Source organism: Zoogloea sp., from assembly GCF_017302315.1.
GTDB lineage: Bacteria > Pseudomonadota > Gammaproteobacteria > Burkholderiales > Rhodocyclaceae > Zoogloea.
This window is the reverse complement of sequence record NZ_JAFLDT010000018.1, coordinates 1-14,923: the sequence shown is the minus strand read 5'-3', so window position 1 is coordinate 14,923 and position 14,923 is coordinate 1. Positions and strand designations below refer to the sequence as shown.

Below are 14,923 nucleotides of genomic sequence, written 5' to 3'. Positions count from 1 at the left end.
CGGCACAAACATAATTGGAGGCAGCCGCCCATGAAACACCCCTTGCCGCCCTACCCCCACCTGCTCGCGCCCCTCGACCTGGGTTTTCTCTCGCTTCCCAACCGGGTGCTGATGGGCTCCATGCACACCGGCCTGGAGGAGATGGACCACCCCTTCGAGCGCATGGCGGCCTTTTATGCCGCTCGGGCCCGTAGCGGCGTCGCGTTGATCGTCACCGGTGGCTTTTCACCAAACCGTGACGGCGGCATCCACCAGGGGAGCTCGGTGCTGGACAACGAAGCCGAGGCCGCCAGGCACCGGACCATCACCGACGCCGTGCACGCCGAAGGCGGACGCATCTGCCTGCAACTCCTGCATACCGGGCGCTATTCCTATGGCCGCCAGCCAGTGGCCCCCTCCGCCATCAAGGCCCCCATCAATCCGGTCCCCCCCCGGGCCCTGAGCGAGGACGAGATCCTCCAGACCATCGCCGACTACGCCCGCAGCACCGCCCTGGCCCGCCAGGCCGGTTACGACGGTGTCGAGGTGATGGGCTCGGAGGGCTATCTGATCAACCAGTTCCTGGCCCCCGGCACCAATTTCAGGGATGACCGCTGGGGCGGCAGCTTCGAGAACCGCTGCCGCTTCGGGCTGGAAGTGCTGCGTGCCGTGCGGGCCGCCGCCGGCCCGGACTTCATCCTCATCTTCCGCCTGTCCCTGCTCGACCTCGTCGAGGGCGGCAGCACCTGGGATGAGGTCGAAGCCTTTGCCAAAGCGGCAGAAGGCACGGGCATCAACCTGCTGAACACCGGCATCGGCTGGCATGAGGCACGCATCCCCACCATCATGAGCAGCGTACCGCGGGCCGCCTTCAGCGCCTTCAGCGCCCGCCTGAAGAAGGTGGTGAAGCTGCCCGTGATCACCAGCAACCGCATCAACGACCCCCAGGTGGCGGAAGACATCCTGGCCCGCGGCGACGCCGACCTGGTGTCCATGGCCCGCCCCTTCCTGGCCGATGCTGCGTTCGTGGCCAAGGCCGCCGCCGGCCGTGCCGACGCCATCAACACCTGCATCGCCTGCAACCAGGCCTGCCTGGATCATATCTTTGCCGGCAAGGCGGCCTCCTGCCTGGTCAATCCGGATGCCTGCCGGGAATACGAGCCCGCCCCTCCGGCCATTGCCGCGGCAAGAAACGTGGCCGTGGTGGGCGCCGGCCCGGCAGGGCTGGCCGCGGCCACCACATTGGCCGAGCGCGGACATCGGGTCAGCCTGTTCGACGCTACCGAGCACATCGGCGGCCAGTTCAACTACGCCCGCAAGATCCCGGGCAAGGAAGACTTCGCCGAAACCTTGCGCTACTTCCGCACCCGCCTGCGCGAGCTGGAAGTGAGGCAACAGCTCGGCCGCACGGTGCAGGCCGCCGACCTTGCCGGCTTCGACCATGTGGTCGTAGCCACAGGCATCATCCCGCGCCGTCCGCCCATCCCCGGCCTGGATCACCCCAAGGTGGCCAGCTACATCGACGTCATTGAGGGGCGCCACCCGGTGGGTCGCAAGGTGGCACTCATCGGCGCCGGCGGCATTGGCTTCGACGTGGCCGAGCTGCTCACCCACCCGGGCGACAACCCCGACCCCATTGCTGCCTACCGGGCGGAATGGGGCATCGACGCCGCCTACACCGACAACCGGGGCGGCCTCACCCCGGCGCACGTGCCGACGCCGGTACGCGAACTGTGGCTCCTCCAGCGCAAGACCGGAAAGCTGGGCGCGGGGCTGGCCAAGACCACGGGCTGGGCGCGCAGCCTGTTGTTGAAGAAGCGCGGCGTACACATGCTCGGCGGCGTGGAGTATGTGGGCATCGACGACGCTGGCCTGCACATCCGGGTGGACGGACAGGACCGCCTGCTGGAGGTGGATACCGTCGTACTGTGCGCAGGGCAGGAGCCCCGGCGGGAGTTGGCAGAAGGCCTGACTGCTGCCGGGACGCCCTTCACCCTGGTGGGCGGCGCCGATGTAGCCGCCGAACTGGATGCCAAACGGGCCATCTGGCAGGCCACGGAGTTCGCCCGGCAGTTCTGAGCGATCGCCTGACAGGCGTCTGCACGCGTCTCCCGTAGGGGCGACTTCAGAGGGTGTCGCAAAACTCGTCGCCAACTAGGCATTCACGATGGACTCGGCACCAAACGCGGTTCAGTCACCCGAAAATGCCACGTTTTTGCAAGCTAAATGCCGTTTTTGATCTCATAACGCAGGTGTCTCGGCTGTGCAAAATGGTTTTACAACACCCTCTGAAGTCGCCCATCGCGCGCTGAGCAAAGGCAGGCCGTCGATTGACCCACGGGAGACTGAAGTCGCCCTCACAGTCCCTCCGGCAAACGCCATACCGCAGCGGCAAGGGCTCGGTGCGTCCGGCAGACCGTGCTAAGGGGACATGCGCCGGCCCCAGAAGTCCACCACATCGATCATCCGGTTGGCAAAACCCCACTCGTTGTCGAACCACACCAAGAGGTTGAGAAGGCGATCACCGCTCAGGCGCGTCTGGCCTCCATCCACGATGGCGGAGTGCGGACTGTGATTGAAATCGATGGAGGCATGGGGGTGATCGGTGTACATCATGCGCCCCGCGCCCCCGCCCTCCGTCGCCTTGCGCAGCAAGGCCTTGACCTCCGCCGCTGTGGTACCCTGGCCCAGGGTGGCCACCAGATCGATGGCGGACACATTCACCACGGGCACCCGGATTGCCTTGGATTCGATACGCCCGGCCAGCTCGGGCAACAAACGCTGCACGCCCCTGGCCAAGCCCGTGGACACCGGGATCATCGACTGCATGGCCGAACGGGTCCGATGCAGGTCGCTATGATGGTAGCCGTCGATCAAGGGCTGGTCGTTCATCACCGAATGCAGCGTTGTGAGCATGGCGTGCTCCAACCCGAAGGCCTCATCGAGGATGGACAGCACCGGCACGATGGCATTGGTGGTGCAGGACGCGGCCGAAACGATGCGCTCCATACCCGTGAGGAGTTCGTGGTTCATGCCGAACACGATGGTCTGATCCACGTCTTCGGCCGTCTGGCCGGGGTGGGATAGCAGCACACGCCGGCAACCGGCAGCGAGAAAGCGCTCCAGATCCGGGCGATGGCTGTAGCGGCCGGAAGCCTCGACCAGCACATCCACCCCCAGTTCGCCCCAAGCCACGCCCTCCGGCGTATCCGCGTGAAAGACCCGAATCGTCCGCCCGTCGATGCACAGGCTGCCCGGCCCCACCTCTACGGTGCCCGGAAAGCAGCCATGGGTCGAGTCAAAGCGTGTCAGATAGGCCATGCTCTCCAGGTTGGACGGCTCATTGATGGCCACCACCTCGAAGTGCCCGCGTGCCGGCGAGGCCAGCAAGGCCCTCAGGAAACACCGCCCGATCCGCCCATAGCCATTGATTGCAATCCGTAGCGCCATACCCTTCATCCTGTCCTGTCCGGCAACCGCCCCCGGGCGGCACCGCATAAGGCCTCAGCCGCGTTCGAGATCCCGCGCACCGAAACGCGTACCCAACATCATCCCGAGCCCCATGGCGACCACGTAGCCCATGGCCTCGCCGTTCCCCCCTGCAGCGACCAGCAGAGCCGGGCCGGGGCAGTACCCGGACAGCCCCCAACCCACGCCAAATAGGAGACTGCCAAGGACCAGACGCCCCTCGACCGGCCCGTGGGGTGGCGCAGGGAAACGGCTCCGCCGCCCCCATTGGAACACCGGCAGCGCAACCGCTATCGCTCCCCCCATCACCAGAGCGAGGGACGGATCCCAGCGCCCGCCGACATCGAGAAAAGCCTGCACCTTAGCCGGCTCCACCATGCCCGACACCATCAGGCCGATACCGAACAGCAGCCCCGCCACGCCGGCAACGCCCCCTTCCACGAGATGCCTCATGCCTGCGCCATCGAGAGCCATCGCAACACGGCCACCGTCGCCATGCCCGCCCCCATGAAACACAACACGGCCACGAGCGAGCGCGGCGAGAGGCGAGACAGCCCGCACACCCCGTGGCCGCTGGTACAACCGCGGGCGATGCGCGTTCCATAGCCGGTCAGCAATCCGGCCACGAAGAGCACGGGCAGGGGCACATCGAACCGGCCCTCGCCCCCGGAAGGCTGCCCTCCAAGCACCCAGGACGCCGCCACCAGCCCCATCAGGAAAGCCCATCGCCACCCGCCCCCGTCACGGGCGCCCCGCAGCGCCTCGCCGAAGATCCCGCTGACGCCGGCAGTCCGGCCGGTCACTGCAAACAGCAAGGCCGCGGCAAGCCCGATCAGGGCACCACCGCCAAGAGACGTCCCGGGCGTAAATTGAGCCCAGTCGATGATCATTCGAGAACCTCCGTCATACATCCGCCCGGCAGCCTGTCTCGCTAGCGCCGGCACCCGAGAGGGCGCGAGTGTACCCCGGACTCGCCGTGACACCCACCACGGCGACGCGGTGTCCGGAAGAGGGCATGGGTGCGTCGATTGAAGCGACCGAAGATCCCGGCCACAATCAGCGTCACTTCTCCACATCCGGAGCCCATGCCCATGAACACCCCGTCAACACCGGCCGACGGCCCCGTCAGCCGAATCGCCCGGCGCAAGGCGAAAACAGGCTGTGATGGCTGTTACGAGGCCATCGTGCGTGGCATGTTTGCGGAAACAGCCCGTTTTCCGGGCTTCCTGGGCGCCGACCTCATTCCCCCCTCGGCCCCCGGCGAGCTCCATCAGGTGGTCATGCGCTTTGCCTCCCAGGCAGACCTCGACCGCTGGGATGCCTCGGAAGCGCGGCAGGCATGGCATGCACGCCTCCAGACTGTGGCGGACGGCGATCCGGATTACCGTCTGCTGACGGGTCTGGAAACCTGGTTTTCCTTACCGGCCACAGCGGTGAATCATCCACCGGTACGCTGGAAAATGGCGGCACTTACCTGGCTGGGGATTTTCCCGACCGTATCCCTGTTGCTCCATGTCGTGGCGCCATTGCTCTCAGCCTTGCCTTTCCTGGTGCGCACGGCGGTGATCACGGCGCTGGCCGTCCTCATGATGACCTGGCTGGTCATGCCCCACCTGGTGAGGCTCTTCAAACCCTGGCTCACCCGCACCAACATGAACTAGTTCGCAGGTCCGCAAACAACACAGTCACTTGTGGCGAATTTAACGTATTTAACATTTAAACATGAACTACAGTGCAGATGAGACCAAAGACAGCCCTGGATAGCCTTGGACAAAGGCCCGATCCAACCCGACACGATGACCGACCCCAACTCCAACACCTCCCAGTCCCGCCGGCTTGAGTGCCTGGCCCGTCAACTCGAAGCAGCAGAGCAGGAACGTGCAAACGCCCTCAGCCTGCTTGAAAGGGCGAGAGCCGAACTGGCCCGTACCCAGAGTGAACGGGATCGCGCCGTAAGCGCCCTCATCGGGCTACGCAAGGAAACCTTCTTCAATCTGGCCCGCGACGCCGAAAGGCGGGATGGTGAGTCCCCCATGCACACGGTCCGGATAGGTGCCTACGCAAGCCTGATCGCCACCAGTCTGGGCTGCACGCCGGCCTGGAGCGAGATGCTCGAGACCGCAGCGCAGATGCACGACATCGGGAAGATCGGCATCCACGACAGCATCCTCAGCAAGACCGGCCCGCTCACCACCGAGGAATGGCGAATCATGCGCGAGCACCCCCGCATTGGCGCCGCCATCATCGGACAGTCCGAGGAACCGCTGCTCCAGCTGGCCGGCGAGATCGCCCTGACCCACCACGAGCACTACAACGGAGCTGGCTACCCCCGGGGCCTGTGTGGCAATGACATCCCCCTTGCCGGGCGAATCGTCGGCGTGGCCGACTTCTTTGACGCCCTCACCCATGACCGCAGCTACCGCAAGGCACTGCCCGTGGATACCGTGCTGTCGATGATCCGCGAGCGCCGCGGTGAACAGTTCGACCCCCAGGTCGTCGACGCCTTCCTGCGTATCAGCGGCCAGATCAAGGCCGCTCGCCAGCGCATCGTCGAGCAGGAGCGCTTCAGCCAGGCCACGGCCGGCTGGGACGGTGACTGGTGGATGCTCGCCTGAGCTTGTGGAGAAAGCGTAGCGAGCGGTTCGAGCGCTCGCCGAGAAACACACCCGTACAAGGGGTACTGCCAGCATCCGCAAGCCGCCGGGCGGCTTCCCTCTCACCCGCTTCTGGTGGAAACTGGCGGACATGACAACGCCCCCCGTTTCCCCCGTCCCCCTCTCCTTTCTCGATCTTGTGGCCGTCCGCGAGGGCGGTACCGTGGCCGAGGCGCTCGCCATTGCGCTCCAGACTGCCCGGCATGCCGAAGCCCTTGGCTTCACCCGCTACTGGCTCGCCGAGCACCACAACATGGCAGGCATCGCCAGCTCCGCCACCGCAGTGCTGGTCGGCCACATCGCCGGCGGCACCCGAACAATCCGGGTCGGCTCCGGTGGCATCATGCTGCCCAACCATGCGCCGCTGGTAGTGGCCGAAGCTTTCGGCACCCTGGCCGAGCTCTACCCGGGTCGGATCGACCTGGGCCTGGGGCGTGCCCCCGGCACCGACGGCATGACCCTGCGTGCCCTGCGCCGGGATCGCATCGAACGGGAAGAAGACTTCCCGCGGGACGTGGCCGAGCTGCAAAACCTACTGGCCCCGGCCAAGCCCGGCCAGCAACTCATCGCCATGCCCGGTGCCGGCACCCGGGTTCCGATCTGGCTGCTTGGCTCGAGCCTGTTCTCGGCACGACTGGCCGCCGCCCGGGGGCTGCCCTATGCCTTTGCGTCACATTTCGCGCCACGTCTCCTGCTGCAGGCGATCGACCTCTATCGCAGGGAGTTTCAAGCCTCCGACACGCTCACCAAGCCCTACGTGATCATCGGTGTGCCACTCATCGCGGCCCCCACCGACGCCGAGGCAGACTTCCTGGCGAGCAGCACCTTCCAGCGCGTTCTAGGGATCCTGCGGGGTGATCGGCGTCGCCTGCAAGCGCCCCAGCCTGATTTCATGGCCCGGCTATCCGCCGACGAACGGGCCGCCATCGCCGACTTTCTCGGCGCCGCCGTCATTGGTGGCCCCGACACCGTGCGCGACGGACTTGCCCGCCTCATCTCGGCCACAGGCGCGGACGAATTGATGCTGGTCTGCGACATCTTCGACCCGGCTCTGCGCCTGCGCTCCCTTGACCTCGCCGTCTCCGCCCGCGACGCCCTGGGCCGTGGCACGAGCGCATGACCCCGGACGATCTCCAAGCCCTGGTCGATCTGCCCATGCCTTTTGGCAAGTACAAGGGGCGTGCCATTGCCGATCTGCCGGGCCATTACCTGGCCTGGTTCTCCCGCCACGGATTTCCCCCAGGCCGGCTGGGCCACCTCCTAGCGCTGATGCACGAGCTCGACCACAATGACCTGCGCGCCCTGCTTCAGCCGCTTCGCACCTCCGGCCCAGGTCTCAAGACATCGCAAGCCCACCCCCAAGGCGAACCCTGATGCCCCCCGATCATGGCTGGAAGGGCCAGAACAGGGGGATCAGGGCACTGAACAGTAGCCAGCTAATGATGTTCATAGGAATGCCCAGACGGGCAAAGTCGCCGAAGCGGTAGTTCCCCGCACCATACACAAGGGTGTTGGTCTGGTAGCCGATGGGGGTGGCAAAACTACAACTTGCCGCAAACATGACACCCGCCACAAAGGGGCGAGGGTCAACACCCATCTGCTGGGCCAGACCGATCACGACCGGGGTGAAGAGCACAGCAATGGCATTGTTGCTGAGCACTTCGGTGGCGATGGAGGTGATCAGGATAACCAGTGACAGCATCAACCACGGCGACTGCCCCCGCCCCAGTTCCGCGAGCTCCACGGCCAGCATGCGGTCGAGCCCGGAGCTACGCATGGCGATGCTGATGGCAAGCATGCCGAAGATCAGTATCAGAATAGGCCATTCGATGGACTTGTAGGCTTCCTCACTGGTGATGCAGCCGGTAAGCACCACCAGCACCGCACCAATCAGGGCCAAGCCCTCGATTGGCATCACATCCAGGGCCGCCAGCAGCATCACCCCGACAATGGTCCCCAGGGCGATCGGCGCCTTGTGACGGCGACTAGCCAGTTGCCGACCCTCGGTGAGGGGAATAAGGTCGCCGTTGTCGCAGAAGCGCTTGATCTGCTCTGGCGTGCCTTCGACGAGCAACACATCCCCCACCTGCAACTGAAAGTCGCCACCAACCTGCGAGATCGACGCGTCGCGCCGATGGACGGCGACGAGGTGGATACCGTAACGGGCCAGCAGATCGAGATCGCGGACCGGGCGCAGCACATAGCGCGACGTCTGGCCGACGATCGCCTCCACCGTCACCACATCACGACGCCGCAGGGTTTCCAGATCCTGATCGCTGACCTGAGGCTGCGCCTGCAGCCCCACCAGATCCGTACTGTGCAGGACCATGACCGCACTGCTGCAGCTATGCACCACCACCCGGTCTCCTGCCTCCAGGCGGGTATCCGGATCCGGATTGGCAAGCTCGGCTTCCCCTCTCACCAGATTGAGCACCTGAATCGTGCCGTTGCTGAGGGAGGCCTCCTTCAGGGTTTTACCCCGCAGGCGCGAGTGTTCGGGCACGAACAGCTCGGTCATGAACCAGCGTTCGCCGCTCCCTGTGAACTGCTGGGTCAAGGTCTCCCGCGTAGGCAAGAGACGCGGTGCGAATACCAGCATGAACGCGAAACCCACAGCCGCCATCACCAGGGCCGGCAGACTGATCTCGAACATGGAGAAGGGCTCCAGGCCCTGCGCCCGGGCCACGCCGTCCACAAGGATGTTGGTGGATGTTCCCACCATGGTGACCAGCCCACCGAGAATGGTGGCGTAGGAAAGGGGAATCAGCAGCCGTGAGGGGGCCAGGCCACTGCGGCTGGCCACTGCGATGACCGCGGGGATCATGACCATCACCACCGGCGTGTTGTTGATGAAAGGCGACACCAACAGACTGGTGAGCATCAACGCCGCCAACAAGCGCCGCTCGCTGCCCCCCGCAACCGCAGACAGCCACCCGCCCAGGGCGTCCACGCAGCCGGTGCGCGCCAAGGCGCCGCTGATGATGAAAAGGCAGGCGATGGTGATCGGCGCACTATTGCCGAACACCCCCAGCACCTCCTTGGACTTCAATACGCCCGCGACCAACAGGATCGCCACCGCCCCCATCACCGCCACATCGGGCTTGACCCACTCCCGCAGGAAAGTGACAAACAGACCGATCAGAACAAGACCGACAAAGGACGCTGCATAAGTCTCGGGAAACAGCATTCTGTGCATTCAAGGCATGGAAAGGCCGGATCTTAGCGTCACGGCAGAAGAGCCCTAAATATCAAATCCTGGAATGCTTATTCTCCAGATCCAGGATCGCCCCAGCGAACGACACGCGCCCGGAGGTCGCGGTGACGAAGCGGTGTCCCGCCCCCTCGGAAGGACGTACAAGCAGCGCGCACAAGCAAAAAGGCCCAAGCACCTAAATGCTTGAGCCTTTTTGCTTGTGTTTGGTTGCGGGGGCAGGATTTGAACCTGCGACCTTCGGGTTATGAGCCCGACGAGCTGCCAGACTGCTCCACCCCGCGTCTGGAGGGGGCGAATACTAAGCGCTAATCAATGAAACGCCAAGCGATTTCTCTCGGCCATGGTCGCTCGACGATTTGAAAGGGACGACACCGGCCTTCCCCCCGAAAAGCACAGAACCCGGCCCGAACCAACAGCGAGAAGTGCCAGCCCTGGGAACTAACCCGCGCGCAAACCCGATCTGGTGCCCCCTGACGGAATCGAACCGCCAACTGATGATTACAAGTCAACTGTTATACCACTTAACTAAGGGGGCTCGTGGAGGCAAACGAGTCGTCTCCGGCAATGCATGGCATGGACGGAGAAGGCTGCACTGCACTATCCTTTCAGAAGGCGCAGGCCCGAGCGAGGGCCGGATTATAAACAGAACCGACCCATTCACGCAGCCCTCCGAACACGCATGCCACCTGCCATCAAGCCGGACGCCCCCCGCGGGGAGCCAGACAGCACCGCCAAGCCCCCCATCCGTCTGCTGTTCATCGAGGACTCGGAGAACGACGTCCTGCTCATCCTGCATCAATTCCGGAATGCGGGCTATGCCCCTACCCATCTGCGCGTGGCCTCGCCCGCCGAGATGCGCGCTGCCCTGGAACGGGAACCCTGGGATCTCATCCTGTGCGACCACAACCTGCCCGGCTTCAGCGCCCAGGGGGCCTTGCGCCTGAGCCGCGAGCTGGCCCTCGACCTTCCCTTCATCATCGTCTCGGGCGTGATGCAGGAAGACGAAGCCATCGCGGCAATGCGGGCAGGTGCCCACGACTACCTGAGCAAGAACAAACTCGACCGCCTGATCCCCGCTGTCGAACGCGAGCTGCGCGAGGTGGCCAATCGTCGCGAGAAGCGTCAGGCCGAACACACCCTGCGCCAGAGCGAAGCGCGCCTGCGTGCCCTGACCGACAACATCCCCGGCGTGGTCTTCCAGATGGGCTACACGCCGGATCGCACACTGGGCTTCCAGTACCTCAGCGAAGCCGCTGCAATGCTCTTCGGCGCCCCGGCAGAAGAACTCATCGGTGGTTCCTCCGGCTGGATGAGCTGGCTGCTGGATGAAGACCTGCCCGGCTTCATCGACGCCGCCGAGAGCTCTGCAGAAAGCCTGTCGACCCTCAACTGGGAGGGCCGCATCCAGCTTCCCACCGGCGAACAGAAATGGATCAACCTGCGCAGCTCACCACGCCTGTCCGAATGCGGCAAGGTGGTATGGGAAGGCGTCATGTGGAACATCACCCACAGCAAGCATGTGGAGGCCGACCTGCGCGAGTCCCGCAGCCAGCTCGCCGCCCTCTCCAACCACCTGCAGCGCATCAAGGAAGAAGAGCGGGAACGCATCGCCCGCGACGTACATGACGTGCTCGGCGGCACCCTGGTGGCCATGAAGTTCGAGATGTCCCTGCTTGAATCCAAGCTCGACAGCCAGCTCGCCCAGGCCCGGGAACGGGCCCGCAACGTGGGCCGCATGGTGGACGACGCCATTGCCACGGTCGGCCGCGTCACCCGCGAGCTGCGCCCCGGAATCCTCAAGGACTTTGGCCTCGCTGCCGCCATCGAATCCCAGGGAGAAGACTTCGCCCAGCGCACCGGCATCACTTGTAACATTCTTTGCACCGATCACGACCTCGACCCGGACTACGATACGGCCTTGGCCCTGTTCCGCATCTTCCAGGAAGCGCTGACCAACGTCAGCAAGCACGCGGGCGGCACGGAAGTTCGCGTACGGTTGATGCAGGAGGGCGATGAGGTCGTACTCGAGATTGCCGACGACGGTTGCGGACTGGCTGCCACCGACCTCCAGAAGCCCCGCTCCTTCGGGCTGCGGGGCATCCGGGAGCGCATGAGCAGCCTTGGCGGGCGCCTCGAGCTCAACCCGGTCGCTCCCCATGGCACTTGCCTCGTACTGCGGGCTCCACTATTGCCGTACCAGAGCGACGAGGCACAGAACAACAACCGGAGTGACCCAAGATGAGCAAGCCCATCCGAGTCCTGATTGCCGATGACCACGCCATCGTTCGACAGGGACTGCGCCAGATTCTCTCCGACACGCCCGACCTCACCGTGGCGGGCGAAGCCGAGAACGGCGTCCAGGCGGTGCAGATGGTGCGCTCGGGTGAATGGGACGTGGTCCTGATGGATGTCTCCATGCCGGACCGAAACGGCATTGACGCCCTCAAACTGATCAAGAAGGAATTCCCACGCCTTCCCGTACTCATTCTCAGCATGTACCCGGAAGAGCAATACGCCATCCGCGCCCTCAAGGCCGGCGCCTCCGGCTACCTTACCAAACAGAGCGCGCCCGACCTCCTCGTCACCGCCATCCGACAGGTGGCGAGCGGCAAGAAGTATGTCAGCCCCTCCCTCGCCGAAGAGCTGGCCAATGCCATCGGTGAAGACACCGAGCGCCCCGCCCACGAGAAACTGTCTGATCGGGAATACCAGACCCTGTGCATGATCGCCTCGGGCAAGACCCCCACCGAAATTGCCGAAGCGCTCAATCTGAGCGTCAAGACCGTCAGCGTCTATCGCGCCCGCCTGCTCGAGAAGATGCATCTGCGCAACAACGCCGAACTCACCCACTACGGCCTCAAGCACGGTCTGGCCGAGTAGGGCTCGCGCGGCCCGCGCCACTCGAACCGTCGCCAACGCGGCAAGACAGAATTAATCAGGGTAAGAAGGGCTTCGGGGCTCAAGACGGCGATCGAACCGCCGATATTCAAAAGGATTTTCCTTCGATCCGAACATGAGCCCAAGCGGCATTGCATCACAGCAGGACGCCGGATGATTCAACGCCCCCCAGCCCCGCGCCGACCCAAAATGACCGACACCAGCCAACCCTCTGACGTCGCACGTGAAACCCTGCGCCAGCTCGCCCTGAGGCGCATCGCACCGACGCCGGACAACTACCGTGCCCTCTACCATGAGATCGCCGGATCGGCGGCCGAAGACATCTTTCCGGAACGTGCGCTCAAGCAGATCGCGGCAGCCCTGCCGCGGCACAACCACGAATCCCTGCGTCTTGCCCGCGACTTCGAAACGGCGATTGCCGCATCCGACTGGAATGCCCTGCGTGGCGTGCTTACCGAAGGCTTCGCCCGCACCGAACAACTCAGCTTCAACTGGAGCCCCCTGCTGCGGGACCTCATCACCGAATGGGACCGACGCCAGTCCGGACTCACCCAGGCCCGCAAACGGGACATGCTGGACCGCGTCCTCTCCGCATCCGGTGGCAACCCTGACAAACTCCACGAACGTCTTCAAGGCCTGCTCCGAGCATGGTCCCGAAATGGGGACGAGGAGCTGCCCGGCAGCGCGCCCCTCCTCCCTGCGGACAACACCGACGCCCCGAGCGTTGCCGTCGCCATCCCCCAGTCTGCATGCGCGCCGGAATCGAACGGAGCCCTGGCCGAGATGCTTGCTACATTGCTGGCCAGCCTGGCAGGCCAGTTACGTGCAACAGCCCCCGAGCTTGCGTGCGAAGCGGACGCCCTCGCCAATATCCTCCGTGCTAACCCCGAACCCGCCGCCGTGCGCGAGCGCCTGGATCGCCTGCGTGCCGGTCTGGACTGGGCGGCGGAGGACCAGCTAGCCCTGCGTGAAGCACTGGAGCGCGTACTCCACCTGATCCTTGAGAACATCAGCGAACTCGTCATCGACGACCGCTGGTTGCACGGCCAGATCACCCTGATGGGAGAGATGTTCGACCAGCCACTCGACGTGCGTATCCTCGGGGAACTGGAAAGCCGTCTGCGCGACGTCATCACCCGCCAGGGCGCCATCAAGACCGAGCTTGGTGAAGCTCAGGCACGGCTCAAGGAAATGCTCGCCCGCTTCGTGGACCGTCTGGGGGATTTCTCCGAATCGACCGGTGACTATCACGACAAGATCGAGAAGTGCGCCGAGCGCATCGTCGGCGCTGCGGACATCACCGAACTCACCGACGTCATTGCGGAAGTGATGCGCGAGACGCGCACGGTCCAGGAATCCACCCGCCGCTCCCGCGAGCAGATCCAGGAACTGCAGGCCCGCGTTCACGACGCCAACCACGAGATCAGCCGTTTGCAGGTCGAACTCGAACAGACCAGCGAGATGATCCGCCATGATCCCCTCACCGGTGTGCTCAACCGCAAGGGTCTTGACGAAGCCCTGGCCCGTGAGACGGCCCTGGCCCGACGCCGCGGAACCGGCCTGTGCCTGGGCCTGCTCGACGTGGACAACTTCAAGCAGATCAACGACAACCACGGTCACCAGACCGGTGACGAAGCCCTGCAACACCTCGTCGAAGTGGTCCGCGAAAACGTGCGCCCGCAGGATTCCGTTGCCCGCTACGGTGGCGAGGAGTTCGTTATCCTCCTCCCCGACACCGGCCTCGACAGCGCCGTTGCCACCCTGGTCAGGCTGCAACGCGCCCTCACCAAGCGCTTCTTCCTGGCGCGGGAACAGAAGCTGCTGATCACCTTCAGCGCCGGCGTGGCCGAACTCCGCGACAGCGAAACGCCCGAAGACGCCATCGACCGCGCCGACAAGGCCATGTACATCGCCAAGCGTTCCGGCAAGAACCGGGTGCTCGCCGCCCCCTGAGCGCATACCGGTCGCGACGGCCGGATTATGCTAAAGTCGTATCGAAATGACATTCATCTCGATACGTTCAGCATACGCACTCCTCGTCTTTTTGCCGGCAATCACGCTGGCGGCGGAGCCCATCGGCCGGCTCTTTTTCAGCCCTGCCGAGCGTGTCGGCTCCAACCAGCAGCTGGTGGCCTCCCCACCACCCGCCGCGCCGCCGCGGCTCGACGGCATCATCACCCGCAGTGCCGGCAATCCCACCCTGTTTCTCGATGGCCAGGCCACCGCAGCCCATCCCGGCCAGGTGCGCATGGGCGATGCCACCGCCCGGGTCGCCGCGCGTGACGGGCGCTGGCACCGCCTGCGGGTCGGCGATCCGCCCCCCCGATGACCCTTGGATGCGCCACAGGCTCTGCCCAGCGGGGCATGATGCTGCCCGCCCTGGTGCTGCTGCTCGGCTTCGGCGGCCTTGGCTGGCTGCTGGCCCGCCTCGATACCGCCGCAGATCGGGCCGCCCACCAGCTCGCGGCCGATCTCCGCACCGAACGGGCACTGCAGACTGCCCGGGACGCCCTGCTTGGCTTCGCCGCCACCTACCGCAACAAGGAGCATCCGACGGCCGATTTCGGCTACCTGCCCTGTCCCGACCTGGACGGCGATGGCTCCTCGGAAACCTGCGGCCAGCAGGGCCAACCCGTGGTCGGCCGCCTGCCCTACCTCACCCTCAACCTGCCCGATCTGCGGGATGGCAGTGGCGAATGCCTGTGGTATG

Annotated in this window: 13 protein-coding genes, 2 tRNA genes and 1 pseudogene; 10 read left to right on the top strand and 6 right to left on the bottom strand. The window is 65.0% G+C overall.

Features of this window, described 5'->3' with window-relative positions:
• The first annotated feature begins 42 nt into the window (after positions 1–42).
• A complete protein-coding gene (locus J0L98_RS07995; RefSeq protein ID WP_365954450.1) occupies positions 43–2,058 on the top strand; it encodes an NADPH-dependent 2,4-dienoyl-CoA reductase in 2,016 nt (671 codons plus the stop codon).
• A 342-nt stretch (positions 2,059–2,400) separates the two neighbouring features.
• Here the strand turns inward: J0L98_RS07995 and J0L98_RS07990 are convergent, their stop codons facing one another.
• From J0L98_RS07990 to J0L98_RS07980, 3 genes are read right to left on the bottom strand one after another with little or no spacing between them, the layout of a single operon-like run.
• The gene (locus J0L98_RS07990) at positions 2,401–3,429 is read right to left on the bottom strand and encodes a glyceraldehyde 3-phosphate dehydrogenase NAD-binding domain-containing protein (protein ID WP_296411132.1); all 1,029 of its coding nucleotides are present in this window, start codon (positions 3,427–3,429) and stop codon (positions 2,401–2,403) included.
• A gap of 54 nt (positions 3,430–3,483) precedes the next feature.
• Positions 3,484–3,900, bottom strand: coding sequence for a DUF6691 family protein (locus tag J0L98_RS07985; RefSeq protein WP_296411130.1), 417 nt, complete (start codon positions 3,898–3,900; stop codon positions 3,484–3,486).
• Entirely contained in the window at positions 3,897–4,337 is a 441-nt protein-coding gene (locus J0L98_RS07980) for a YeeE/YedE family protein (RefSeq protein WP_296411129.1), read from the bottom strand. The genes J0L98_RS07985 and J0L98_RS07980 overlap by 4 nt, the downstream gene beginning before the upstream one ends.
• A gap of 201 nt (positions 4,338–4,538) precedes the next feature.
• Between J0L98_RS07980 and J0L98_RS07975 the strand changes: the two genes are divergently transcribed.
• From J0L98_RS07975 to J0L98_RS07960, 4 genes are all read left to right on the top strand, one after another.
• A complete protein-coding gene (locus tag J0L98_RS07975) occupies positions 4,539–5,108 on the top strand; it encodes an antibiotic biosynthesis monooxygenase (protein ID WP_296411128.1) in 570 nt (189 codons plus the stop codon).
• Between the two features lie 135 nt (positions 5,109–5,243).
• On the top strand, positions 5,244–6,062 hold the full coding sequence (locus tag J0L98_RS07970) for an HD domain-containing phosphohydrolase (RefSeq protein WP_296411127.1): 819 nt from the start codon (positions 5,244–5,246) through the stop codon (positions 6,060–6,062).
• A gap of 130 nt (positions 6,063–6,192) precedes the next feature.
• Positions 6,193–7,221 carry an LLM class flavin-dependent oxidoreductase gene (locus J0L98_RS07965; RefSeq protein ID WP_296411125.1) on the top strand — a complete coding sequence of 343 codons (1,029 nt, stop codon included), beginning with the start codon at positions 6,193–6,195 and terminating at the stop codon, positions 7,219–7,221.
• Positions 7,218–7,475, top strand: coding sequence for a DUF3820 family protein (locus tag J0L98_RS07960; protein WP_296411124.1), 258 nt, complete (start codon positions 7,218–7,220; stop codon positions 7,473–7,475). The genes J0L98_RS07965 and J0L98_RS07960 overlap by 4 nt, the downstream gene beginning before the upstream one ends.
• Before the next feature lie 10 nt (positions 7,476–7,485).
• Here the strand turns inward: J0L98_RS07960 and J0L98_RS07955 are convergent, their stop codons facing one another.
• The 3 genes from J0L98_RS07955 to J0L98_RS07945 form a co-directional block, all read right to left on the bottom strand.
• On the bottom strand, positions 7,486–9,297 hold the full coding sequence (locus J0L98_RS07955) for an SLC13 family permease (RefSeq protein ID WP_296411122.1): 1,812 nt from the start codon (positions 9,295–9,297) through the stop codon (positions 7,486–7,488).
• 222 nt (positions 9,298–9,519) lie between these two features.
• Positions 9,520–9,596: transfer RNA gene (locus tag J0L98_RS07950), tRNA-Met, on the bottom strand.
• Between the two features lie 180 nt (positions 9,597–9,776).
• Positions 9,777–9,850: transfer RNA gene (locus tag J0L98_RS07945), tRNA-Thr, on the bottom strand.
• Between the two features lie 144 nt (positions 9,851–9,994).
• On the opposite strand from J0L98_RS07945, the gene J0L98_RS07940 reads away from it, so the two are divergent.
• The 5 genes and pseudogenes from J0L98_RS07940 to J0L98_RS07920 all read left to right on the top strand — a co-directional run.
• Positions 9,995–11,557 carry a histidine kinase gene (locus J0L98_RS07940; RefSeq protein WP_296411120.1) on the top strand — a complete coding sequence of 521 codons (1,563 nt, stop codon included), beginning with the start codon at positions 9,995–9,997 and terminating at the stop codon, positions 11,555–11,557.
• Positions 11,554–12,195: a response regulator transcription factor gene (locus tag J0L98_RS07935; RefSeq protein ID WP_296411118.1), complete on the top strand. Its 642-nt coding sequence runs from the start codon at positions 11,554–11,556 to the stop codon at positions 12,193–12,195. The genes J0L98_RS07940 and J0L98_RS07935 overlap by 4 nt, the downstream gene beginning before the upstream one ends.
• A 207-nt stretch (positions 12,196–12,402) precedes the next feature.
• Positions 12,403–14,166: a GGDEF domain-containing protein gene (locus J0L98_RS07930; protein ID WP_296411116.1), complete on the top strand. Its 1,764-nt coding sequence runs from the start codon at positions 12,403–12,405 to the stop codon at positions 14,164–14,166.
• Between the two features lie 91 nt (positions 14,167–14,257).
• Positions 14,258–14,542, top strand: a complete 285-nt coding sequence (locus J0L98_RS07925; protein ID WP_296411114.1) for a hypothetical protein — start codon at positions 14,258–14,260, stop codon at positions 14,540–14,542.
• A 35-nt stretch (positions 14,543–14,577) separates the two neighbouring features.
• A pseudogene (locus J0L98_RS07920) lies at positions 14,578–14,923 on the top strand (hypothetical protein); the annotation flags it as partial.